Origin of the sequence: Microlunatus soli (genome assembly GCF_900105385.1) — a bacterium.
GTDB classification, from domain to species: Bacteria; Actinomycetota; Actinomycetes; order Propionibacteriales; family Propionibacteriaceae; genus Microlunatus; species Microlunatus soli.
This window is the reverse complement of sequence record NZ_LT629772.1, coordinates 2,282,417-2,305,960: the sequence shown is the minus strand read 5'-3', so window position 1 is coordinate 2,305,960 and position 23,544 is coordinate 2,282,417. Positions and strand designations below refer to the sequence as shown.

The window sequence follows — 23,544 nt, the reverse complement described above, 5'->3', positions numbered from 1 at the left end:
GTCGCAGGAGAGAGGACGCAGTGGCAGCAAACGGGACCGGACACCGTCTGGTGATCGTCGAGTCGCCGACCAAGGTGAAGACGATCGCCGGCTATCTCGGCGACGGATTCGTCGTCGAGTCATCCCGTGGGCATGTCCGGGATCTACCGACCGGCGCCTCCGAGGTGCCCGCGAAGTACAAGGGCGAGAAGTGGGCCCGGACCGGGATCAACGTCGACGACGGCTTCCAGCCGATCTACGTCGTGTCGCCGGACAAGCGCGGCACCATCAAGCAGCTGAAACAGGCGCTGACCGGCGCCGACGAGTTGCTGCTGGCCACTGACGACGACCGCGAGGGCGAGGCGATCGCCTGGCACCTGCTGGAGGAGCTCAAGCCGAAGGTCCCGGTGCGCCGGATGGTCTTCCACGAGATCACCAAGAACGCGATCAACGAGGCGCTCGCCAACCCTCGCGACCTGGACATCGACAAGGTCGACGCCCAGGAGACCCGCCGGATCCTGGACCGGCTCTACGGCTATGAGGTGTCGCCGGTGCTGTGGCGCAAGGTGATGCCACGGCTGTCCGCCGGTCGGGTGCAGTCGGTCGCCACCCGCTTGGTGGTGGACCGCGAACGCGAACGGATCGCGTTCCGCAGCTCCGCCTACTGGGATCTGGACGCCGTGCTGGACGCCGGCGAGTCCGCCGACCCGCCGCAGTTCCCGGCCCGGCTGACCCATGTCGGTGCTGCTCGGGTCGCTCAGGGCCGCGACTTCGATGATCGCGGCAACCTGAAGCAGAGCAACGACACACTGTTGCATCTGGACGAGACGAACGCCCGGCAGCTCGCCGGTCGGCTGGAGTCCGGTGCGTTCTCGGTCACCAGTGTGGAGTCCAAGCCCTACCGGCGGAGCCCGTACGCACCCTTCCGCACCACCACGCTGCAGCAGGAGGCGGGCCGCAAGCTCGGCTTCACCGCCCAGCGCACGATGTCGGTCGCCCAGGATCTGTACGAGGGTGGCTTCATCACCTACATGCGTACCGACTCCATCACCTTGTCCAGCTCGGCGATCAGCGCCGCTCGCAACCAGGTGCAGCGACTGTTCGGCGACGCGTACCTGCCGGAGAAGCCGCGGATCTACGCCAGCAAGGTGAAGGGCGCCCAGGAGGCGCACGAGGCGATCCGTCCGTCCGGTGAGTCCTTCCGGACCCCGGCTCAGACGGGTCTCCAGGGTGACCAGTTCCGGCTCTACGACCTGATCTGGAAGCGCACCGTCGCCTCCCAGATGAAGGATGCCGAGGGCAACACGGTCACAGTCAAGATCAACGCCGTACCGACCGAGGGGGAGGCCTGCACCTTCGTCGCCTCCGGTCGGACGATCACCTTCCACGGCTTCCTGAAGGCCTACGTCGAGTCCCGCGACGACAGCTCGGCCACCGATGATCAACAGACCCGGCTGCCGAATCTGACCGAAGGACAGTCGCTGCGCCCCGAGGAGGTCACTGCTTCGGGGCACGAGACCAAGCCGCCGGCCCGCTACACCGAGCCGTCGTTGGTGGCCAAGCTCGAAGAGCTGAACATCGGCCGGCCGTCCACCTACGCGTCGATCATCCGGACCATCACCAGCCGGGACTATGTGTTCAAGAAGGGCTCGGCGCTGGTCCCGACCTGGCTGGCGTTTGCCGTCACATCCCTGCTGGAGAAGCATTTCCCGCGGCTGGTCGACTACCAGTTCACCGCCGGCATGGAGGCCGAGCTGGACAAGATCGCCGATGGTGATCTTGAACGACTCGCCGTGCTGAAGGACTTCTACTTCGGCCGGGGCGATCAGGAAGGTCTGCACAAGCTGGTCACCGAGCTCGGCGACATCGATGCCCGGGCGCTGTCCACCTTCGGGATCGGTGACCTTGATTCCGGGATCGTCGCCCGGGTCGGCCGCTACGGCACCTATGTCGAGGACAGCGAGGGGCGGCGGGCATCGGTCGCCGATGATCTGCCGCCCGATGAGCTCACCGTTGATCTTGCTCGGGAATACCTCAGCAAGCCGATGGGCGAGGAGCACGAGCTCGGCGTCGACCCGGACACCGGCCATCAGGTGGTGGCCAAGAACGGTCGCTTCGGACCGTACGTGACCGAGGTGCTGCCCGAGGGCAGCCCGAAGGGTGCCAAGCCGCGGACCGGATCGCTGTTCAAGTCGATGAGCGTCGAGGACGTCACCCTGGAGCAGGCGCTCCGGCTGATGAACCTGCCGCGCGTCGTCGGCAAGGACGCCGAGGGGGTCGAGATCACTGCCCAGAACGGCCGTTACGGCCCGTACCTGAAGAAGGGCACCGACAGCCGCTCGCTGACCAGCGAGGAACAGATCTTCGACATCACCGTCGAGGAGGCGGAGAAGATCTACGCCCAGCCCAAGCAGCGCGGTCGGGCAGCGGCCAAGCCGCCGCTGAAGGAACTCGGTGACGACCCGGCGACCGGCAAGCCGATGGTGATCAAGGACGGCCGGTTCGGCGCCTACGTCACCGACGGTGAATACAACGCGACCCTGCGCCGGGACGACTCGGTGGAGTCGATGACCGCCGAACGGGGCGCAGAACTGCTCGCCGAGAAGCGGGCCAAGGGACCGGCGCCGAAGAAGCGCGGAGCCAAGAAGTCGACGGCGAAGAAGACCGCCGCGAAGAAGACGACTGCCAAGAAGGCTCCGGCCAAGAAGGCCGCCGCGAAGACGACCACGGCCAAGAAGACGACGGCGAAGAAGGCGGCCGGCAGCTCCTCATCGAGCTCATGACCGCGCAGGTGTGGCGGTTCGACCTGCCGTACACGACCGAACCTGCACGACTGGACAACGTCGAGCTCGGGCTGCCACGACCGGTGGCCCGAGCCGGCCGGGACGCTGCGTACGCCGCCGAGGTCACGTTGCTGGACGTCGCCGACCATCGGCTGATCCGGTCCGGGATCGAATTGGCGCATCGGGTCATCGAAGGGCGCGGCGACTGGTACCTGCGAGCCCCGAGCTGGCATCCGCTGCTGCCGGACGAACTGGTCGAGCCGTTCGGCAAGGGTGATCTCCCCGAACGGCTCAGTGACCTGACGATGCCGTTCCGGCGTCGGGGTGCGCTCGGCCCGGTCGCGGCAATCAGTCATCAACGCCAGTCCTTCGAATTCCGCAGCGGCGACGAACCGACCGCGGTGCTGCGCGACGACCGGGTCACCGTCCGCCGTGGCGGGGTCACCACGGCCCGCTTCCGGGAGGTCCGGATCGAAGCCGGTCCAGCGGGGCTGAAGTCGAACCAACAGGAGTGGCTGATCGGTGCCCTGGAAGCCAGCGGCGGCACCCTGGTCGAGGAGTTCCCGAGTCTGGCGCAGCGGATCGGCACCCCGGCCACCGGGCTCACCGACTATCCCGCCCCGCGTCCGATCGAACCCGACGCGGGCTTCGAGAACTTCATCGAGTCGGTGGTGGCCGGCCGGCTGCTGGAGTTGGTCACCGCCGACCTCGCCGGCCGGTCCGGCGCCACGACGGCCGCCGATCAACTGGCCCGTGCCGTCACCGGGTTGCGCGCCGAGCTGACCGGTCTGGCCAGCGCCCTGGAGCCGGACTGGTTGGTCGAGCTGGACGAAGAGCTGGGCTGGCTGTCCGGTGCGTTGGTCGAGGTGGTCGTGGAGGACGGCGACCAGGAGGGTCGGCTGCGGTCGGTGCTCCGCCGTGAACGGTATCTGCACCTGCTCGACCTGCTGGTCGGTGCCGTCCGGGGGCCACGGGTCGACCCGAACTCCTCCGATCTACCCGCGGCGGAGACGCTGATCAGCCTGCTGGACGACGCCGTGCAGAAGTTGATCATCGTCGCCGGCCGGCTGACCGGTGAGTCTGCCGGCTCGATGTGGGCCGACGCGGCGGTGGCTGCCGAGGAGGTCAGCCGGCTGTCCCATCTGACCCGGATGGTGGTGTCCAAGAAGCATCGTCGGGAAGCCCGTCGGTTGCGGCCCGCGGTCCAGCTGCTGTTGACCGCACGCGCCGAGGCCGAGCAGGCCGAGCATGATCAACACGAGTCCCGATTCGTCGGCGCTGCGACGGCCTTCGAGCTCGGTCGCAGCTATCAACGGCATCGGCAGCGGATGTCCGAGGCGCAACAAGAGTTCCTCGAGGACTGGAGCACGGCGATGCGGAAGGGCAAACGGTGACCGGACTGTTCGTGGTGTTCGAGGGAGGTGACGGCAGCGGCAAGACCACCCAGGTCGGGCTGCTCTGTGACTGGTTGGCCGGCCAGGGCCGGGCGTTCCTGCGTACCTACGAACCGGGCGATTCCGTTGCTGGGCAACAGATCCGCAGCATTGTGCTGTCGCCGAGCACCGGAGATCTGGCACCCAAGGCCGAGGCCCTGCTGTACGCCGCCGACAAGGCCCATCACCTGTCCGCGGTGGTCCGGCCGGCGCTGGAACGCGGCGAGGTGGTGGTCTGTGATCGCTACGTCGACTCGATGCTGGCCTATCAGGGTGGCGGTCGTGATCTTGATCCGACCGAGCTGGAGCAACTGGCGCGCTGGGCGACCGACGATCTGCGTCCCGACCTGACCGTGCTGCTCGACGGTGAACCGTCCGAACTGGTCGGCGGGATGGCCGACAAGGACCGGATCGAGGCCGCCGGCGACAGCTTCCACCTCGCCGCCCGGGACCGCTTCCGGGCGCTGGCCGCCCGCGACCCCGAGCACTACCTGGTGCTGGCCGCCCGCGACGAGCGGGACGCGATCGCTGCCGCCGTACGGGAGCGGGTCGCCACGCTGTTGGTCTAGCAAAGCTGCATCACCTGTGTCTGAGCTCGTCGTGGTGCGCCGCGGCTACGTGGTCGGTTCGAAGGTCCAGCGAGCGGGTGGGCTCAGCAGTGATCAAGTCTGCCCGGTGGTGGCCGACGTCAGCGCTGTGGTCGACGTCGTCGGGCTGACGGTGGGCGAGTTCATTCCTCGTCAGATCATCGCCCTGCAACAGATCCTGGCCGACTTGCCGCTGATGGACTGACGTGTCACCGACCTCGACACCGTCTGACAGCGCTGGTCGACGGCCAATCGCCGAACAGGGAGGTCGCAGCGCTGATCGGATCTGGCGTGCCCTTCGATCCTGTTCGAAAGGTGCCGGGTAGTGATCGTCTCGCATGACAACGTCGAATGACCGCGGCAGCTGCCGCGATTCATACGACGAGAGGAAACGCGACATGCGACGAAGCACCAAACTCCTGTTGGTCGGCGCCGCGGCCGCCGTTGCATCACCCGGAATGTTGTGGGCGTCCGCACCGACCAGCAACGCCGACCTTCCGGATTCGTCCAACGAATGGGTTGCACACGGGGATTACAAGGCATTCTTCAGCCACACCGGACCAGAGGGCGAGACGCTCAAGGTCTGGAATCCACCCGGCGACGGCGACGCGGCCGTCGCCTACGTCACGTATGCGGCGATGGGTGATCCCGGTCCGGATCTCAAGATCGAGAGCGACCGTTTCGTCCTGACCGAGCCCTACCACAGCTACAACCTGCGGGAAGGTGACAGCGGCAAGTACGACGTGCCCGAGCAGCACCACGTCTACATCAAGATCTGTCGCGGATACGCCAGCATCCCGGGGGACAACTGCGACGGCTACGACACCGGGGTCTCCTGAGCGAGCCGGGCGGCGCGGAACACCCGGCTCGACGATGCCGCGGACCTGCGGTCCGTGCGGCTGCCATGGGTCATCGTCGCTCAGGGCCGGGTGTCCGGGAGCTCGGACGAGAGGCAGTGTCGGTGCGGCGGAGGGCGGCGACCGCGAGCAATACCAGCCCGACGCCGAGCAGGATGCCGTGACCGATGCGGAATTCGATCGGGGTGAAGAACTGCGGCAGATAGCCGATCAGCGCGACACCGGTGACCACCAGCCCGACGCGAACGGGCATCGAGCCCGGACGACGGATCATGATCAACAGGCGGACACCGCAGCCGGCCAGCAGTAGCAGACCTGCGGCGAAGACGGTGATCGCTGCGGGGTGATAGCGGAACGTGTCGGCCGCCGCGATCATGCCCGGGTCACCGGTGGCCAGCGCGACCAGTCCGAGCGCGTGCAGTCCGAAGGCCTCGGCGCCGTAGTAGGGGAGGACCAGGATCGCTCCGGTCAGCGCCAGCCGTCCGGCCAGCCTGTCCTGCCGACCCAGTCCGACCGCCATCGTGACAAATCCGATCATGCCCAGCAGGTGGGCCAGCAGCCAGGCAGGTCGGGCGTACAGCCGGGCGCCGGCCAGGCCGACCTCGGATCCGGATCCGCGCAACATCGGATACGCCGCGAAGGCGACCGCCGCGATGATCAACAGGGCGATCGAGCTGTAGCGAGCCAGTCGTCCTGGCGATTGCTCATTCATGATCAACAAACCTTTCGTCCCCCAGTGGATGAGAGCAGTGCTCTCTGAAGTGAGCATGACACGGCGCCGACGCCTATACAAGAGCGGCGCTCACATTTGTGATTATTGATCGCCTGCGCGAAGATGGGGCGATGGCCGGACCGACCCCACGACAGTTGGCGCGCGAGGAGACGCTGCGCCGGATCAAGACCCTGGCGCTGCAGCAGCTGGCCGAATCCGGTGCCGGCGAGCTCTCGTTGCGGGCGATCGCCCGCGAGCTCAATCTGGTGTCCAGCGCGATCTACCGCTACTTCGCCAGCAGGGACGAATTGATCACGGCGCTGATCACCGACGCCTACAACGATCTGGCCGACGTACTGGAGGAGGCGACCGGGCCGCGCCGCTCGCCGCAACGCCGCTGGCGGGATGTCTGTGGGGCGCTGCGGGACTGGGCGCGGGAGGAGCCGCATCGGTACGGGCTCATCTACGGCACCAGTATCCCCGGCTACCGCGCCCCGCAGACCACCGTCGAGCCGGCGGTGCGGGTGTACAGCGCCTTCTGCCGATCGGTTGCCGACTGGGTCGACGGCCAGCCCGAGGTGCACGGCCGGGCGCTGCGCGGGCAGCTCGCGCAGACCGCCGACGCCCTCGCTCTGGAGATCGACGAGCCGGTGATGCTCGCCCTGCTGGCGGCGTTCGGGCGGATCATCGGAACGATCGGGCTGGAGCTCGGTGGACACTTCGTCGGAGCCTTCGAGCCGGCCGATGACCTGTACGAGGCCGTGGTGGAGCGTGAGGCCGGACAGCTCGGCCTGACGGACTGACGCCAGGGGCTGACCCGCGGTCGGCTCGCCCGATGTCACCGGGAGCAGGCAGAATCGACCCATGACGTCGGCGACCGAGGTGAATCTGCCCGCGAGTGGCTCCCCGCTCACCGGTGTCTGGACCGATCTGGTCGGCCAGGAGCGTCCGGTCCAGACCCTGCAGCGCGCGGTTGCCGGCGGCTCGCACGCGATGTCGCACGCCTGGCTGATCACCGGCCCTCCCGGCTCGGGCCGGTCCAACGCTGCGCGGGCGTTCGCTGCGGCCCTGCAGTGCCCGGACGGTGGCTGCGGAGAGTGTCAGCAATGCCGTACGGCGCTGTCCGGTGCGCATCCCGACGTCACCCTGGTGCGGACCGAGCAGCTGTCGATCGGTGTCGACGAGGTGCGTGAGCTGGTCCGGCGGGCGGCGATGAGTCCGACGCTGGGCCGGCGGCAGGTGCTGGTGGTCGAGGATGCCGACCGGGTCACCGAGCGCGGCGCCGACGCGCTGCTGAAGAGCGTCGAGGAGCCCGCGGCGAAGACCGTCTGGATCCTCTGTGCGCCGACCGCCGACGACGTCGTGGTCACCATCCGGTCCCGGTGCCGGACCCTGCAACTGCACACCCCGACCGTTGCCGCCGTCGCCGGGCTGCTGCAACAGCGGGACGGGATCGAGCCCGAGCTCGCCGATCAGTCGGCCCGCGCCTCGCAAGGCCACATCGGCCGCGCCCGGGCGCTCGCCCGCAACCCGGAGGCGCGGGAGCGTCGGCAGCGGGTGCTGCAGATCCCCGACCGGCTGACCGGGTTGGGTGGTTGCCTGGAGGCGGCCGCGGATCTGATCGCGGCCTGCACCGAGGAGGCCGGCGTCACTACCGCCGACCTGGATGCCCGGGAGAAGGCCGAGCTGGAGCAGGCGCTCGGCTTCGGCACCAAGGGGGCCAAACCCAAGCAGGCACAGGCGGCGATGAAGGACTTGGCCGACCAGCAGAAGGCGCGGAGCAAGCGACTGCAGCGGGACGCGATCGACCGTGCGCTGACCGAGCTGACCGCGTTCTATCGCGACGTGCTCAGCGTGCAGACCGGCAGTGCGGCGCCGTTGGTCAACATCGAGCTGGCGCCGCGGATCGGCGTCCATGCCCGCCGGTCGACCCCGGAATCCACCCTGCACCGGATCGATGCGCTGCTGGCCTGCCGGGAGGCGCTGGAAAACAATGTCGCGCCACTGCTGGCGGTGGAAGCGATGATGATCGGTCTGGTCGAAGGCTGATTCGCCCTGTCGATGATCACCGTCGGTAGATGCGCAACGGGGTTCCACCGCTCGGCGGTTGTGCCCGGCGTGTTGGGTGCGGTATGGCCCGCTCAGGCGGCTGCGACAGCCCCTCGCGACGGACTTTTTTCCTCAGCCTCTCAGTTTGGGCGAGATTGAGGTTCATTCCGCCTGATATCGCCACTCGTTGTGTTCGCGTTAGTCAGAAACTGAGCTTCGGCTTTGAGTTTCGACGCGGGCGAACGTTCTCTGATGGCGGCCGGGATTTGCACAAGCTCGATTCACTTCCTACGGTGATGTCTGCTTCGTAGCCAAAACGTTATCAACGGTGATCGCGCGGCGGATGCGAGGAGATCGACCGCATCAGACATGTGGTCGACACGTGCTCAGCGTGCGCCGGTTCCCGCCGACGTCGAGCCGTCCGGTACGAACCCGACTGGGTTGCCGGATGCCGGGAGAGTCCCGGGCGACAAGGCGGGGGTGGAACCGGCGGGGGTCGGCTGACACAGCCGAGGTCGGGTCCACACGGTGTGGTGGCGGCGTCGGGACGCACGGTCCTGGCTCTGCACGCGGAGGGCGCCTGACAGCCCGTACGCAGGCCACATCGACCAGGCGCACGTCAGGAAAGGGAAGAGGACTTGTCCAACTCCAAGATCACCAAGCGCGTTGTGGGTGCTGCCGGAGCGGCTGTTGCTCTCACCGCCGGCGTCGGCCTGATGACCGCAACCCCGGCGCATGCAGATGTCTGGGACCAGGTCGCGCAGTGCGAGAGCAGCGGCAACTGGAGCACCAACACCGGTAACGGCTTCTCCGGTGGCCTGCAGTTCACCCAGCAGACCTGGAACGCCAACGGCGGTTCCGGCGATCCGTCGAACGCCTCCAAGAGCGAGCAGAAGCGGGTTGCCCGCAACGTGCTGAAGACCCAGGGCCCGGGCGCCTGGCCGGTCTGTGGCGCCAAGGCTGGCCTGACTCGTTCCAACGGCGGCTCCAACTCCGGCGGCTCGAGCGACTACTCCAGCAACAGCAACTCCGAGAGCTCGAACAACTACAGCTCCAACAACGACTCCAACGGCTCGAACTCGAACAACTACAGCTCGAACAACGAGTCCAGCAACAACTACAGCTCGAACAACCAGAGCAACTACAGCTCGAACGAGTCCGGCTCCAACGGTTCGAGCAATTACACCGCTCAGCGCAGCACCGGCACCTACTCCTCCGAGTCGACCCCGGCCCTGCCGAAGCACTCCTACAAGGGCACCGGCGAGTACGTCACCATCCAGTCCGGTGACACGCTGGCCTCGATCGCCTCCGAGCACAACGTCGAGGGTGGCTGGATGGCTCTGTGGAGCATCAACTCCAGCACGATCTCCAACCCGAACGTGATCCTGGCCGGCGCCAAGATCGAGCTCTGATCCGAAGATCACCCGGGACATCGCGCTGATCGTCTGATCAGCGACGACGCACCCAGCACAGCAAGGGCGTGCCCGTCGGGCGCGCCCTTGCTTGCGTCCTACACTCCTAGGCGATCGCTTTGTCGTATGAGTTCGAGCTCCGGCGGCCGGAGCGGGGCCAGCTGAAGAACTCGTACGACATCCGGATCGCCCATCGTCGGCACCATGCCGCCGGTGTGCCGGTCGGCCCGTAAGGTGGCCCCATGACCCGCGTGATGGCCGTCTCGTTCGAGCGGTACGGGCGGCTGTACTACCTGGACGCCGCCGACGCCGACTACCAGATCGGCGATCGGGTGCTGGTGCCGACCGAGGAGGGCGGGCCCGAGGTCGCCGAGTGTGTCTGGGCGCCGGAGTGGCTGACCGAGGACTTCGGCGAACTGCCGCAGTGCGCGGGCAAGGCGGCCGATCAGGATCTGGAGCGTGACGAGGCCAATCGCCGCAAGCGGGCCGAGGCCAAGCTCGTCGCCAAGAAGTTGATCAAGAAGAACGATCTGCCGATGAAGGTGGTCGGGGTCGACTACCTCGACCGCGGCACCGACTTCGACCAGATGGTGGTGGTCTACTTCACCGCTCCGCATCGGGTCGACTTCCGGACCTTGGTCAGCGAGCTGGCGCGGGCGCTGCAGGCCCGGATCGATCTGCGTCAGGTCGGATCCCGGGACGGCGCCCGGCTGACCGGCGGGATCGGCAGCTGTGGCCGCGATCTGTGCTGTGCCACCTTTCTCAAGGACTTCGAACCGGTCAGCCTGCGACTGGCCAAGGCCCAAGACCTGCCGTCCAACCCGATGCGGATCTCCGGCGCCTGCGGACGGCTGATGTGCTGCCTGAAGTACGAACACCCGTTGTACGCCGAGTTCGCCCGGAATGCGCCGGCGGTCGGTAGCCAGGTCAGCACCGCTGACGGCGACGGTGTCGTCGTGGGGCATCAGGTCCCGGCCGACGCGGTGGTCGTCCGGATGCGCGATTCCGGTGCGATCACCAGCTGTTCGCGAGCCTCGGTCTGCGGCTCCCGCGCCGCCTACGAAACCCGCGATCCGCGGGCCGATCAAGCATCCGCTGCCGCAGTCCTCGACCAAGCACTACCGGCCGATGAACCCGACCGGTCAACGCCGGCCGACCAGCCCGACCAGGGATCCCTGAGCTTGTCGAAGGGCCCGTCCGGGCCCGAGGTCGAGGCGGCCGCGACCGAGCGGCCGAAGAAGAAGGAACGCACCAAGGCCCGGCGCCGCCGTCGTCGGCGAGCCGCCGCTGACGGTGACCAGTCCGGAGCATCGGCGCCGGATTCTGATGATCAGTAGTCCCTCGAACGTGATCATTCGACCCAGCCGGCCGGTCCCGTACGTTCGCACCACCTCCGTACCTTCGCACCACGTACACCCGGTGCGAAGGTACGCAACCGGTGCGAAGGTGGTCGGTTTGCTGGGGATCGTGCTGGCGATCCTGCTGACCGGGTGTAGTGCGGGCGGGTCGGGGGAGGGACCCGGGCAGCCGCAGGCCACCTCGACACAACGCTCGAGCCCGACCGCTGGTAGCACCGCGAGCGGTTCGTCGTCCGAGGACGTGCCGTCGGCGACGGCGACCCGGCGCCCGGTCGAGCCGGTGCCGTCCGACGTCCAGCCGAAGGGCATCGACGATCCGCCGCAGGGCAAGGGGATGTCGCGCTACACCAGCCAGAAGATCGTCTGGGAGGACTGCCCGGTCAAGGACGTCCCGAACAAGCAGTGTGCGACCGTGCTGGCGCCGTTGGACTGGGACAAGCCGAACGGGCCGGCGCTGACGCTGGCGTTGGCCCGACGTCCCGGCACCGGCAGCCCGAAGGGTGACCTCTTCATCAATCCCGGCGGTCCGGGCGGGTCGGGCACCGATTACGTCGACTACTTCGCCGCGCACGGGCTGGACAAGCACTACAACATCATCGGCTGGGATCCCCGTGGTGTCGGCAAGTCGACCCCCGTACGGTGTCTGAGCTCCGAACAGATGGAGGACTACACAGCCTTCGACTACTCACCCGATGATGATCAAGAGGTCACTGCCCTGACCAAGATCAACACCGAGTTCGGGCGGGCCTGCCTGAAGAGATCGGGGGAGCTGCTCAAGCACATCTCGACGGCCGACACCGTTCGTGATCTTGATCTGTTGCGGCAGCTGTTCGGGCAACGGCAGCTGGACTACTTCGGCTCGTCCTACGGGACCTCGATCGGGGCGCTGTACGCCACCATGTTCCCGCAGAGCACCGGGCGGATGGTGCTCGACGGCGCAACCAGCATCGGCGGTGCCCCGGAGGTCAGCCAGACCTACGGGTTCGATCGGACGTTGGGAAACTTCGCCACCTGGTGTGCGGCCAACAAGTGCAGCCTCGGCACCAGTCGACAGGCGGTGTTGTCGAAGATCGATCAACTGCTGAAGGGATTGGACAGCCGGACCCTGCCGGGCGGTCGGCGCGATCTGACCCAGGCGCTGGCGACCACCGGTCTGCTGTATGCGCTGTATTCGCCGGCCAGCCAATGGCCGGACCTGCTGGCCGGATTGGAGCAGGCCGTCAGCGGTGACGGGTCGGTGCTGATGCACTGGGCCGATCAGTACAACCAGCGGGACAGTGACGGCGACTTCGGCCAGTTCAACGACTCGTTCCCGGCGATCAAGTGCCTGGACTCCAGCGACGACGGCGTGATCGGTGCGCTGAAGACGTGGCACAAGATCGAGAAGAAGGCTCCGACCCTGGGCCCCTACATCGGCCCCGACCTCGGCTGCCCGACCTGGCCGGTGAAGGCCACCGACGATCTGGACGTCAAGATCAAATACCAGGACCGGCCCGACATCCTGGTGCTCGGCACGACCGGGGACCCGGCGACGCCGTACGAGTATGCCGAGCACATGCACAAGGCGCTGAAGTCCAGCCGGCTGATCACTCTGAAGGGGAACGGGCATCTGGCCTACGACCAGAGCAAGTGCGTCCAGGGCAAGGTGCTGAGCTACCTGATCGACGGCACCGTCCCCGAGCGGGACAGCACCTGCACCGACGGCTGAGACCTCGATTTCCTCCGGCCCGCCGGGCGTCGCTATAGTTGGCTGCCGCCCGTCCGTACGGTTCGCCGCACCCGGGCAGGCCACCTTAGCTCAGTCGGTAGAGCGATTCACTCGTAATGAATAGGTCGTCGGTTCGATTCCGACAGGTGGCTCCGGTGAGTCTTCTGGCCCGCGCAACATCAACTGCTCGGTATCCAGCAGCGATCCCTCCGTGAGAGGTCCTGATCAGGTCGGTTGCGACCAGATCTCATTCAGCCGCCGGATCGCGTCGGTCCTGCTCATGTCCTGGATCTCGACGTCAGGAACACCGTTGCTCAGGAGCTGCGCTACGACGCCGGCCGGGATCGCGTCCTCGGGCGGCTCCAGCGATCCTCGCTCTGGCATGACCTTGTCCTGGACACAGGCCCAGAAGGCGGGTTCGTCGACGTCGAGCTGCTCGCGGAGGATGTGGGCCCACATCGCCGCGCCATAGGTATCGCGGTTCACCGGATGCGAGACCCGCGTCCGCAGGGTCCGCCCGTCGGGCAGCGTCAGCTCGTAGATCCAATGGTCGCCGGTGTTGCCGCGGGCATTTCGGACCTGCACCCACCCTTCGGTCACACAGAACTTCTGGTGATCCTTCCGAGTGGCTGCAGGGAAGCCGGTCACTGTTGCAGCCAGTCCTTCAGCTCGGCGTCGGAGGACAGCTCGATGATCTGCACCAGCCCCCAGTTGTCGGCATGGTTGGGTGCGTGACGCAGATGGTCGGTCCAATCGGCGGCGTACTCGCGGAGCACCTCGACCATCTCGTCGAGGGCCTCGTCGAAGGTTTCACCGTCGGCGGCCAGGGGGAGCCCGGGCAGCATGACGGACCAGCCGCCAGCCTCCCGCACGGCCTGGGCGCGCGCCGGCCGGGTGCGGGCCAGGAAGTAGCGCAGCCGGCCGGCGTCGACGACTGCGGCCCGAGCTCTGCCGCGACGGATGGTTGCCGGCTTGCCCGCCTCGGACGCGTCGAGCAGGTTCGAGATGTGGTCCCGCGCTTCGCTGACCGTGTTGTAGTGGACCGCGGTGCGGTGATCGAGAGTAGACATGGCAGTGAGCCCTTCCTTAGCCATGTACTCAATGTACATCCTGTACAGAGGGCCCTGGCGCGTCAAAGAGCGGCTCCAGGCTCCGCTCAGTAGGTCAGCAGGTCGCGGTGCTGGACCCGCCACTTCAGGCCGGGGTCGCTGATGGTGCCGTCCGAGGTCACGGGCACAGACTTCTTCTCTCCGTTGACGACCACGTCGTAGTGTCCGACCCGTTGGCCCCGGCGCATCGCGTTGACAGCGGGCGTCTCGAGATCGGATTGCACCTCGACCGGTCCCCAGGCCCTGACGGTGATGCCGCGGCCGGCTCGCAGATCGACCTGCTGCCCCCAGGCGGCTTTCGCGGTGCCGAGCGTCGCTCCCTCCTTGACCGGCCGGACGGTGGAGAACTCGTCGTTGAACGTGGGGATGAGTCGCAACAGGTCCCGATCCAGGGTCGGGTGGCTCGGCGCATCGAGGAACACTCCGACCATGGTCACCTGCTTGCCGGCGACGGTGTGGTGCCAGGAGAAGAGCAGGCAGGAGCCGGCCCGCCCGGTGGTGCCGGTCTTGATTCCGTCGATGCCCTTCTTGCCCAGTGCCTGGTTGGTGTTCTCGACGGTGCCGACGCCTGGAACGGTGATCTTCTTCATGGCCACGATCTTGGACAGGGTGTCGTCCTCGCTCAGCAGACGACCGACCGTCAAGAGGTCCGCTGGTGTGCTGACCGTCTCCTCGGACAACCCGCTGGAGTCGGCGAGCACGGTGTCCTCCAAGCCGCGCTCGTCGAGCCACTCGCGGGAGGCGGACAGGAACGCGTCGTAGGAGCCGTAAGCCCAGACCGCCAACGTCTTGGAGTAGTTGTTCGCCGACGGGATCAGCATCAGAGCCAGGCCTTCGCGCTCGCTGATCGTCGTCCCGGCGGTCGCCGGCGCGTTCGATCCACCCTCGGCGAGCGTCTCCTGGTAGTAGCTGACGTCGCGTTCGGTGAGGGTGATGGACGGGCCGTCATCGTCGTCGAGTGGGCGGGCGTCGACGATCATCAGCGCGGTGATCACCTTGGCCACACTGCCGATCGGGCGGGCGTTGTCCGAGCCGAACTCGACCATCGGCTCGGCATCGGCATCGGGATCGGCCAGCCCGGTCTCCGCGTCGTAGCCGAGCGCCGTCACCGCACCGGCGCCGTAGCCGGGGAGGTCGACCGACACCTCTTCGCCAGCGGCGACCGTGACGGGCTTCTCGGTGACGGTCGCGACGGGAAGTGCTGCGGCAGCCGCCCTCCCGACCTGCCAGGCGCCGAGTCCGATCATGATCACTACGAGCAGCAGGACCACCAGCAGGATCCGGCGACGAACGCGCTTCCTCCGCGATCTGTCCGTACGTCCTGGGTTGCGCATTTCCTGTCGCGACGACGTGCTCGATGGGGGCACCAGGGAACCCTATGTCATGGGGTGTTCGCCGACGGCGGGATTCGTGGACACTCGCCCGATATTGGCACTGGGGCCCCTCGGACGGAGGTCGGGATAAGTCGGGAAGATTGGACACTCGGCCGGTATTGGCGGCCGTTATCGGACTCTGGGGTCGGAATATCGGACACTCGCCCAATACTCGTTGTCGTCTGTGGAGAGAGGTACCCGGCGCGAACGGTGCGCTGCGGCCGGGGCGCCACCACGGCTCATCCGGGCAACATTGCTCCGAGCCTCCGGTGGAACGACGACAAGCGGACGGTCGCCCGCCCCGCGGTCAGCGGCAATCGGTGTGGGCAGGGCCGGAAATCGGCCCGCAGGCGTCAACCGATCTCCCCGTGCCAGGTCCGCCAGAGTCGGCTGTAGCTGTTCGCGGCGCCGACGAGCTCGTCATGGGTCCCGAGCTCGACGAGTTCGCCGTTGTCGATGACGGCGATCCGGTCGGCATCATGGGCGGTCTGCAGACGGTGGGCGATGGCGATCACGGTCCGCCCGTGGAGCACGGCGGCCAGTGATCGTTCCGTCCGTCGTGCGGCCGTGGGATCGAGCAGCGCGGTCGCTTCGTCGAGGACGACGGTGTGCGGATCGGCGAGGACGACGCGGGCCAACGACAGTTGCTGGGCTGCGGCATCGTCAAGATCGACTTCCTCGCCGAGATGGGTGTCCAGACCGTGCGAAAGATCTGAGAACCAGTCAGCACCGACAGCGTCCAGCGCGGCGAGCAGTTCGGGATCGGTCGCCGTGGGGTCGGCGATCAACAGGTTGTCCCGCACGGTGTCGTGGAACAGATGATGATCTTGGGTGATCAGCACCACGTGGCGGCGGAGTTGATCGGGCGGCAGGTCGGCGACCGGAGTGTTGCCGATGGTGACCGAACCGGTGTGCGGCCGGTCGAGCCCGGCGAGCAGCCGCGCGAGCGTGGTCTTCCCGGCTCCCGACGGGCCGACGACGGCAAGCCGTTCGCCGGGGTGCACCTCCAGGTCAATACCGCGCAACACGTCGCGGTCGGCGGCGTAGCCGTAGTGGACATCGGCCACCCGGATCCGGTCCCCGCGGGCGTCGTCGGAGCTCGGCGTCGGCTGCGTCGTGGATGGTTCCGTCATCGGCAGCGCGGCCAGACCCTCGACGCGAGCGTACGAGGCACCGGCACCTTGGAGCTGTTCGATCCAGAGCATCAGGGTGTCCAGCGGTCCGGTCAGTTGGCGCAGGTAGACGGTCGCGGTGACCACGACCCCGAGGCTGACCAGCCCGTCGGCGTAGAGAACACCACCGAGCAACAGCACCGCGACCACCGGCAGCGCCAGGCAGACATCGGCCCAGGGAAACAGCACCGTACGCAGCCGCAACGCCCACAGCCGCGCGGATCGCGCGTGCCCGATGGCGGTCTCGGCGGCCTGGTCCCGACGTGCTTGAAGTCCGAGCAGCTCGACGGTGCGGGCCCCGTTGGCGGTGCCGGCGACGACATCGGCCAGCTCGGCCCCGGAGGCGGCGACCGCCAGATAGGCGGGCCGCGCCCGCCGGGAGTACCAGCGCACAGCGGCGGCGACACCGATCAGCCCACCGAGGCCGAACAGGCCGAGCCGCGGATCCAGCAGGAGCACGGCGATGATCAGGAACAGCGCGTGGATGACGGCGATCAGGATCTCCGGGACCGCGGACCGCAGCGTCGCCGCCACCAACGACGCATCCGTGCTGCCCCGGGCGATCAGGTCACCGGTCGGCAGTCGGTCGGCGGCCTGCGGCGGCAGGGTGAGGGTCCGGCGCAGGAACCGTTCCCGGACCCGGGCCGCGGTCCGTTCGCCGAACCGGTAGCCGATCGTGAGCGCCCACCGGCCGAGCAGGATCTGCGCGACGGTGAACAGCACCGCGCCGAAGGCCAGCCGATCCACCGCGGCAACCACGTCGCCGGCGCCGGTCTGGATGGTGTCGATGATGCGGCCGAGCAGCCACGGGCCGACCAGACCGACCGCGGTCGCGAGCCCGTTGACCCCGACGACGCCGAACACCGAACGGCGGTCCGCGCCGAGGTCGCGGATCGCCGCCGCACGCACCTCGGACGGACCGGCGACGGGTAGCTGCCGCGTCATCGGTCCTCGCCCTCGATGTCGTTCTGCGCGCGGGACACCAGATCCCGGTAGCCGGGTACGGTGCGTGTCAGCTCGGCGTGCGTCCCGATCGCCGAAACCCGACCGTCGGCCAGGAAGATGACCTCGTCGGCCCTGTCGAGGACCAGCGGCGACGACGTGCTGATCATCGTGCTGACCTCCCGCCGGGAGTCGCCGAGCCTGTTGATCATGACGGCTTCGGTGTTCGCGTCGACCGCGGAGGTCGGGTCGACGGCGATCAGGACGTCGGGAGCGGCATAGACGGCCCGGGCGAGCCGGATCCGTTGTCGCTGCCCTCCGGAAAGATCCCGGCCGCCGGCGGCGACCGCGGCATCCAGCCCGCCGGGCAGCGCCTGCACCACATCGTCGGCGGCAGCGATCCGCAGCGCGGCCCGGATCCGTACGTCGTCGGGCTCCAGCCGGCCGGCAACGATCTCGCGAACGGTGCCGGCGAACACCTCGGCATCGTTGTCGGCGACGAGCAACCTGGTCCTGAACTCGTTGCGGTCCAGATCCGTGATCGGTACGCCGTTCCAGGTCGCAGCCTCGGTGATCGTCGCCGGGTGGGGGAGTCGTCCGAGGCGCTCGATGACGGTCCGGGCATCGACCGGATGGGTGGCGACCAGCGCCGTCAGCAACCCGGGGCGTACGACGACGCCGGACTCCGGATCGACCAGCGGACCGCACCCGGCCCGCACCGGGACCGGGTCGGTGTCCTGCCCGGCCGGCAGGTTGAGCAGATCGATGATTCGGTGCGCCGCCACCCGGGCCCGGGCGATGTCGCCCGCGCCCTCGATGAACTGGGCGACCGGGACGACCAGCACGGCGACATAGCCGTAGACGGCGACCAGATCGCCGATCGTGATCGCCCCGGACGCGGCCAATCGGGCCGACAACCACACCACGGCAGCGAGGAACAGAGACGGCAGACCGGTTGCCAGCGCGCCGACCCAACTGGCCGGCTTGGCGACCCGGTAGCCGGCCGCCACCACCCGGCGCGACTGCTGGGCATAGCGGTCGGCAACCCACGCCTTGCCGCCCAGACCGTTCAGCACACCGAGCCCGGCGAGCGCGTCGACCAGACGTGTCGTCAGCCGCCCCTGCTGGACGCGATACTCGCCGCCGGTGCGTTCGATGCGGTGCAGCAGCGGGCCGACCGCAACGGCCAACAGCGGAACGCCGAGCAGGATCACCACCGCCAGCACCGGCGAGATCGCGACCAGCAGCACCGCGACGACGAGATAGCCGACGACGGCGCCGACACCGGGTCCGGTGACGGTCAACGCCATCGCGACGGTCTGGACGTCGGCGATGCCGACGGTCACGACCTCTCCCGCATTCACCCGGCTCCGTAGCGAGGCACCCAATCGGGAGGTGTGCCACACCGTCGTCCGGGCCGCCCGGAACGAGGCGTCCATCCTGATCTTGGTCATCGTGCGATGCCGGGCGATCGACAACGCCGCGATCAGGATCCCGGTGATCAACAGCACGACGGACCAACCGACCAAGGCTCGATGATCACCGGCGACGAACCCGTCGTCGATCGCGTGCGCCAACGCCCACGGCGGAACGGCCAGCCCGACAGCCCAGCCGATGCCCAGTCCGGCCCCGACGGCGACCCGACGGAGCTGCGATCGGGTCAGCCAGAACAGGAAACGGAAGGGGCCGGCCAGATCACGCGGCGACGGCGGGCTCCAGCGCTGTTCCGCCCGGTCCGACACCCCGCGATTCGGCAGCACTGCTCACCTCCGCGGCTGTGCACCGGCGCTGGCCATGTCGTTGATCATGGCAGCCCGCGGATACCGGCGGCAGCATTCGTGATCGAATTCACAAATGCTCTGGTGCGGGCCGGGTCCGGCGGTCCGTGGACTGCCCGTGATCGCCGCAGAACAGCCATCTGCCACACTGGCCTGGATGATGTCGATCATTTGACGGGCCCGAGGAGACCTCGGGCGACGATGGTGCCCGGAGTAGACGTGCAGTCTGCCCCCAGCGCGTGGACCACCAGCTGTTCCCGCGCCGGATAAGCCTGTCCACTCGACCACTGACCTGCCGCCTCCAACGCGAGCCGCAGAGTCGCCGAAACCGTGATCATCTCCTTGCCTCGGTGAGCGATCGATCGGGATTCGTGGACCAGGACACGATGCCGCCGCACTGCAGCGACCGATCCCAGCAGCTCGGTCGCGCCGAGCTGCGGTCGGCAGGGCCCTCGCCGGCGCACAGCGCTGCTGCACAGACAACTCCGAACCATCACAGAAGAGGACGATTGTGCCTACCATCCAACAGCTGGTCCGCAAGGGGCGGAAGCCGAAGGTCCGACGAGCAGCAACCGCTGCCCTCAAAGGGAGTCCGCAACGTCGAGGTGTGTGCGTCCGCGTCTACACCACGACACCGCGCAAACCGAACTCCGCGCTGCGGAAGGTCGCGCGGGTGCGGCTCAGCAGCGGTGTCGAGGTGACCGCCTACATCCCCGGCATCGGTCACAACCTCCAGGAGCATTCGATGGTCCTGGTCCAGGGCGGGGGTGTTCATGATCTTCCGGGCGTCCGCTACCGGGTCGTTCGTGGATCGCTGGACACCCAGGGCGTGAAGAATCGGCGCCAGGCCCGCAGCAAGTACGGGGCGAAGCGACCGAGCTGATCGAAACGGTGAACCGGTGGTCGACGGCAGCCGCGTTGATCACCGGGCACCGGGCCCGGCCGGGAGGTTGGAGGAATACGGCGTCCCGGCCGGGCCGCTCCGGCCGATGATCATCCCGAGGCGGCGACGCCGTGGATCAGTCAGCGCAGACCGTGCCGAGCAGCTGCTCCCAAGCTCGCGCATTCGCCACCGTGGCAGGAAAACGGTCGATCCGGTCACCGATCCCGTGACCGTCGTCCTGGGTATCGAAGAACCGTCGGACAGCGTCGGCGATCTTGGCCAGGTGAGTGCCGATCATCCGGTCCAGTGAGCCCGGTCCTGCGGTGAGCGGCGGTCCGCCGGCGACAAGGTAGGCACGGTACGACCGCTGCAACAGCTGCTGATCGGGCGAGTCGCGTCCTCGGCGGGCGAAGGTGGTCAACACGTAGGCAGCCTCCAGCGGGATGCTCTCCGGCCCGGCCGTGTCCCAATCGATCAACATCGGCCGGTCGCCGGCCATCAGGACGTTCCAGGGCTCGAAATCGCGATGACTGAGCGCGTAGGGCGGTGCGGCGTGGAAGGTCCTGACGACCCGTCCGGTCTGTTCGACCACGAGGTCGAGGTGCCTGCGCAGGGACGGTGCCCACGCGGCACCGGCGGTCTCGCCGTCCTGCAGCCAGCATGACCACTGTCGCGGTCTGACGGGCGGAAACTGGCCATACCACCAGTTCGGCGCCGGGCGATCGTCCAGCCTGTGCAGATCGTGAGTGCGAGCCAGCGTCGTACCGACCCATTCGGCGACGTCGTCATCGTCGGCGAGCGGCCGATGTTCGAGGTAGGGAAACGCTCGGAACAGGCCGAACCTGCTGATCTTGGCGACCGACCCGAACACCGGATGGACCGGCCGGATCGGTGCCGGGGTGGCGATCCCTGCGTCCACGGCCTGCTGCTCGACCTGCATGGCCAGCTCGAGTTCATCCTGCCAGGGCAGTTCGTCGTCGGCCCAGAAGCGTTTGATCAACACCTCACCGGCACCGGTCCCGAGGCGCCACGCTTCGACCTGGCCCCGGCGCCGGATCAGATCCGCAGGACCGATCGGTTCGGCAAGTCCGAAAGCTTCGGTCATCGCAGCGACGCTCACACCAGTCACAAGATCCGGAGTGTATCGACGTTCGAATCGACCAGCCGCGCCAGGCGTGGGGACCGAACCAGACGGACTGCCGGCGCAGCCGATCCGGTGTGCAACCGGACCTTCGAGCACCATCGAATGTCGTCGATACCGCACAGCACGTTTCCTAGTGTCGGGCGTCGCATAAGGGCGGGCTCTCTGGTCTGCCGTTGATCACGTCGTGACGGTGCTCGGGTGCGAGTGCGGGTCGACCGAAGGGATGCAGAATGATCAAGCCGATCACGTCCGCGCTCGTCCTCGCTGCCGTTGTTGCCGGACTGGCTCTGCTGGGCACCGAACCGGCTGCGGCCGAGCCGCGTGTCGAAACGGTGACGGCGACGTCGGTACCGCGCGGGCCGTTGGACCTCGACTACGCCGAGACCCCGGGCGGTGCCTCGCTCCCGATCCAACGCGCCACGCTGTCCGACGTCTTCGCGCAGGCGAATCGGGCGGCGACGTACGGCAAGCAGTGCACCTTCGACAAGCAGCCGACCAAGGGCAAGGAGCCGTCCGTACGCTGGTGTTTCAAGCCCGCCGACCGCGACACGAAGGACTGGTACCCGCAGGGTGTGACGAGCGATGCCGACGCCCACTCCGACGAGAGTTGGAACGGCCACAAGGGGCTGATGGTCAGCTGGTACGACACCAGCGATCCCGAGGTTGATCCTGACGATGACGGCATCGAGAAGGGCGTCCGGGTCACCGTCGTCAATACCGAGACGAGGAAGTACCGGCACCTGCTGCTGGTCGAGCCCGTTCCCACTCCTCCGGATCGTCCGGCCACGAAGAACTATCGTGCCGTGACGACGGACGAGGGTGGAAGCCTGCACGCCGGCGGCATCGTCTGGTACGGCCGTTACTTGTATGTCGCCGACACCAAGCGTGGCATTCGGGTGTTCGACCTGGACAACATCTACGACCTGTCCGCCGACCCGAACGGCGACGTCAATGATCCGACCAAAGTCGGTTTGGGTAACGACGGCAAGACCTACCACGGGTACGGCTATCGCTACGTCCTCCCGCAGGTCGGTCGGTGGGAGAACGATGCGCCAGGATCGGGCGACAAGTGCGCAGGTAAAGACAAACCGATGCTGCACTCGTGGCTCTCGCTGGATCGCGCCAGCACCCCGGACCGTCTGATCGCCGGCGAATACTGCGTGGAGAGCTCCGGCCCCGGACGGGTGGCCGCCTGGTCGTTGAAGGACGGCAAGATCGCCAATCGTGGCACGCCGACCCAGGCGTTCCGGATGCCGAACCTGAAACGAGGCAAGTGTCAGAACAACATCCAGGGTGGGCTGAGGAATCAGAAGCACTGGTTCTTCAACGCCAGTTGCAAGGGCACTAAGGAGAACGGCGTGATGTACCGGTTCCGGCCGACCGCTCTGCCGTTCATCTGGCAGAGCGAAGGCATCAAGGAAGGACCGGTTGGTCCGGAGGACCTCAGCTATCGATATCGGGGCGCCGGCGACAAGCGGTTGGTCTACTCGGTGTCGGAGCACCCCGGCAGACGGATGATCTTTGCCCGCAACACCTACGACGATTACTGGGTGCCACGGATCTGTGATCACAGCGACGGCGAACCCTACGCCTTCAGCAAGAACGGCAAGCTGGACGGTCTGACCTGCTTCGAGGCCAAGGGAGACGACCAGTGGGTCAAGGACACCCGCAAGGACGGTCGGGCGTTCGCGGTCAACGTCCGCACCGAATACGGCAAGGAACGCACCTGCGTCGACGACACGGCAGGCTGGACCGAATGCAAGTACAACCACAAGGAGAGCAAGTGCCTCGTCTTCCGCGGCGGGCACAAGGGCTCGAGCACCGGTGAGTTCTTCGGCACCACGCGCTGGGTCTCCGCCGCCACGGGCAACCCTGGCTGCCGTCCTGAGCTGCCCAAGATCTGCAACCCCTCCGACGGTGAACCCTACGCCTTCGGCAAGGGGGACAAGATCTACGGGCTGACCTGCTTCGAAGCCAAGGGTGATGATCAGTGGGTCCTCGACGCCCGGAAGGATGATCAGCCGTTCGCCGTCCTCGTCCGCACCCAGTACGGCAAGGTCCGCAGATGCGTCGACGACACCGCCGGCTGGACGCAATGCGGCTACGACCACAAGGAGAACGAATGCGTCAGATTCCAGGGGTTCACGCGCGACGACACCTTCCAGCTCACCCCCTGGGTGTCTGCTGCCACAGGGAATCCTGGCTGCAAGGGGACTCGGCGCGGAAGCCGCTAGCGACGCGGTGCCAGGAGTGACGGATCTTGGT

19 protein-coding genes and 1 tRNA gene are annotated in these 23,544 nt (G+C 67.5%); 13 read left to right on the top strand and 7 right to left on the bottom strand.

Annotated elements, in window-relative coordinates:
* Positions 1-20: 20 nt before the first annotated feature.
* From topA to BLU38_RS10665, 5 genes are all read left to right on the top strand, one after another.
* Positions 21-2,762 (top strand): type I DNA topoisomerase, encoded by a 2,742-nt coding sequence (gene topA, locus BLU38_RS10685; protein WP_091524192.1) that lies wholly within the window; start codon positions 21-23, stop codon positions 2,760-2,762.
* The gene (locus tag BLU38_RS10680) at positions 2,759-4,156 is read left to right on the top strand and encodes a hypothetical protein (RefSeq protein WP_091524188.1); all 1,398 of its coding nucleotides are present in this window, start codon (positions 2,759-2,761) and stop codon (positions 4,154-4,156) included. Before topA ends, BLU38_RS10680 begins: the two co-directional genes overlap by 4 nt.
* Entirely contained in the window at positions 4,123-4,764 is a 642-nt protein-coding gene (tmk, locus tag BLU38_RS10675; RefSeq protein ID WP_091524184.1) for a dTMP kinase, read from the top strand. Before BLU38_RS10680 ends, tmk begins: the two co-directional genes overlap by 34 nt.
* Before the next feature lie 16 nt (positions 4,765-4,780).
* Complete coding sequence (locus BLU38_RS10670; protein ID WP_091524181.1) at positions 4,781-4,987, top strand: hypothetical protein; 207 nt, start codon at positions 4,781-4,783, stop codon at positions 4,985-4,987.
* Between the two features lie 193 nt (positions 4,988-5,180).
* A complete protein-coding gene (locus tag BLU38_RS10665; protein ID WP_091524178.1) occupies positions 5,181-5,621 on the top strand; it encodes a hypothetical protein in 441 nt (146 codons plus the stop codon).
* A gap of 70 nt (positions 5,622-5,691) precedes the next feature.
* On the opposite strand, the gene BLU38_RS10660 is transcribed toward BLU38_RS10665, so the two are convergent.
* Entirely contained in the window at positions 5,692-6,351 is a 660-nt protein-coding gene (locus BLU38_RS10660) for a hypothetical protein (RefSeq protein ID WP_091524175.1), read from the bottom strand.
* 131 nt (positions 6,352-6,482) lie between these two features.
* Between BLU38_RS10660 and BLU38_RS10655 the strand changes: the two genes are divergently transcribed.
* From BLU38_RS10655 to BLU38_RS10630, 6 genes are all read left to right on the top strand, one after another.
* Positions 6,483-7,154, top strand: coding sequence for a TetR/AcrR family transcriptional regulator (locus BLU38_RS10655; protein WP_091524172.1), 672 nt, complete (start codon positions 6,483-6,485; stop codon positions 7,152-7,154).
* A 61-nt stretch (positions 7,155-7,215) separates the two neighbouring features.
* A complete protein-coding gene (locus BLU38_RS10650) occupies positions 7,216-8,400 on the top strand; it encodes a DNA polymerase III subunit delta' (protein WP_091524168.1) in 1,185 nt (394 codons plus the stop codon).
* A gap of 638 nt (positions 8,401-9,038) precedes the next feature.
* Positions 9,039-9,812 (top strand): LysM peptidoglycan-binding domain-containing protein, encoded by a 774-nt coding sequence (locus BLU38_RS32025; RefSeq protein ID WP_197680073.1) that lies wholly within the window; start codon positions 9,039-9,041, stop codon positions 9,810-9,812.
* 242 nt (positions 9,813-10,054) lie between these two features.
* Positions 10,055-11,149, top strand: coding sequence for a PSP1 domain-containing protein (locus BLU38_RS10640; protein WP_091524165.1), 1,095 nt, complete (start codon positions 10,055-10,057; stop codon positions 11,147-11,149).
* Positions 11,150-11,231: 82 nt separating this feature from the next.
* Positions 11,232-12,878, top strand: a complete 1,647-nt coding sequence (locus tag BLU38_RS10635) for an alpha/beta hydrolase (protein ID WP_157683372.1) — start codon at positions 11,232-11,234, stop codon at positions 12,876-12,878.
* A 79-nt stretch (positions 12,879-12,957) separates the two neighbouring features.
* Positions 12,958-13,030: transfer RNA gene (locus BLU38_RS10630), tRNA-Thr, on the top strand.
* A 73-nt stretch (positions 13,031-13,103) separates the two neighbouring features.
* Here BLU38_RS10630 and BLU38_RS10625 read toward each other — a convergent pair.
* The 5 genes from BLU38_RS10625 to BLU38_RS10605 all read right to left on the bottom strand — a co-directional run bounded on the left by BLU38_RS10625 (position 13,104) and on the right by BLU38_RS10605 (position 19,216).
* Entirely contained in the window at positions 13,104-13,478 is a 375-nt protein-coding gene (locus tag BLU38_RS10625; RefSeq protein ID WP_197680072.1) for a hypothetical protein, read from the bottom strand.
* 44 nt (positions 13,479-13,522) lie between these two features.
* On the bottom strand, positions 13,523-13,948 hold the full coding sequence (locus BLU38_RS10620) for a prevent-host-death protein (RefSeq protein WP_091524156.1): 426 nt from the start codon (positions 13,946-13,948) through the stop codon (positions 13,523-13,525).
* 86 nt (positions 13,949-14,034) lie between these two features.
* Positions 14,035-15,258, bottom strand: a complete 1,224-nt coding sequence (locus BLU38_RS10615) for a D-alanyl-D-alanine carboxypeptidase family protein (RefSeq protein WP_157683371.1) — start codon at positions 15,256-15,258, stop codon at positions 14,035-14,037.
* Positions 15,259-15,713: 455 nt separating this feature from the next.
* A complete protein-coding gene (locus BLU38_RS10610) occupies positions 15,714-17,477 on the bottom strand; it encodes an ABC transporter ATP-binding protein (protein WP_091524150.1) in 1,764 nt (587 codons plus the stop codon).
* Entirely contained in the window at positions 17,474-19,216 is a 1,743-nt protein-coding gene (locus BLU38_RS10605) for an ABC transporter transmembrane domain-containing protein (protein WP_231920279.1), read from the bottom strand. Before BLU38_RS10605 ends, BLU38_RS10610 begins: the two co-directional genes overlap by 4 nt.
* A 547-nt stretch (positions 19,217-19,763) precedes the next feature.
* On the opposite strand from BLU38_RS10605, the gene rpsL reads away from it, so the two are divergent.
* The gene (gene rpsL / locus BLU38_RS10595) at positions 19,764-20,135 is read left to right on the top strand and encodes a 30S ribosomal protein S12 (RefSeq protein WP_091524143.1); all 372 of its coding nucleotides are present in this window, start codon (positions 19,764-19,766) and stop codon (positions 20,133-20,135) included.
* A gap of 136 nt (positions 20,136-20,271) precedes the next feature.
* On the opposite strand, the gene BLU38_RS10590 is transcribed toward rpsL, so the two are convergent.
* The gene (locus tag BLU38_RS10590; protein ID WP_157683370.1) at positions 20,272-21,240 is read right to left on the bottom strand and encodes a phosphotransferase enzyme family protein; all 969 of its coding nucleotides are present in this window, start codon (positions 21,238-21,240) and stop codon (positions 20,272-20,274) included.
* A gap of 269 nt (positions 21,241-21,509) precedes the next feature.
* On the opposite strand from BLU38_RS10590, the gene BLU38_RS10585 reads away from it, so the two are divergent.
* The gene (locus BLU38_RS10585; protein ID WP_091524136.1) at positions 21,510-23,513 is read left to right on the top strand and encodes a hypothetical protein; all 2,004 of its coding nucleotides are present in this window, start codon (positions 21,510-21,512) and stop codon (positions 23,511-23,513) included.
* The last annotated feature ends 31 nt before the right edge of the window (positions 23,514-23,544 follow it).

Excerpts from the sequence above, each read along its gene's own strand:
- BLU38_RS10680 (WP_091524188.1), top strand. The coding sequence starts at position 2,759 with ATGACCGCGCAGGTGTGGCGGTTCGACCTGCCGTACACGACCGAACCT.
- BLU38_RS10665 (WP_091524178.1), top strand. The coding sequence starts at position 5,181 with ATGCGACGAAGCACCAAACTCCTGTTGGTCGGCGCCGCGGCCGCCGTT.
- BLU38_RS10660 (WP_091524175.1), bottom strand. The coding sequence starts at position 6,351 with ATGAATGAGCAATCGCCAGGACGACTGGCTCGCTACAGCTCGATCGCC.
- BLU38_RS10655 (WP_091524172.1), top strand. The coding sequence starts at position 6,483 with ATGGCCGGACCGACCCCACGACAGTTGGCGCGCGAGGAGACGCTGCGC.
- BLU38_RS10650 (WP_091524168.1), top strand. The coding sequence starts at position 7,216 with ATGACGTCGGCGACCGAGGTGAATCTGCCCGCGAGTGGCTCCCCGCTC.
- BLU38_RS10640 (WP_091524165.1), top strand. The coding sequence starts at position 10,055 with ATGACCCGCGTGATGGCCGTCTCGTTCGAGCGGTACGGGCGGCTGTAC.
- BLU38_RS10620 (WP_091524156.1), bottom strand. The coding sequence starts at position 13,948 with ATGTCTACTCTCGATCACCGCACCGCGGTCCACTACAACACGGTCAGC.
- BLU38_RS10610 (WP_091524150.1), bottom strand. The coding sequence starts at position 17,477 with ATGACGCGGCAGCTACCCGTCGCCGGTCCGTCCGAGGTGCGTGCGGCG.
- BLU38_RS10590 (WP_157683370.1), bottom strand. The coding sequence starts at position 21,240 with ATGACCGAAGCTTTCGGACTTGCCGAACCGATCGGTCCTGCGGATCTG.
- BLU38_RS10585 (WP_091524136.1), top strand. The coding sequence starts at position 21,510 with ATGATCAAGCCGATCACGTCCGCGCTCGTCCTCGCTGCCGTTGTTGCC.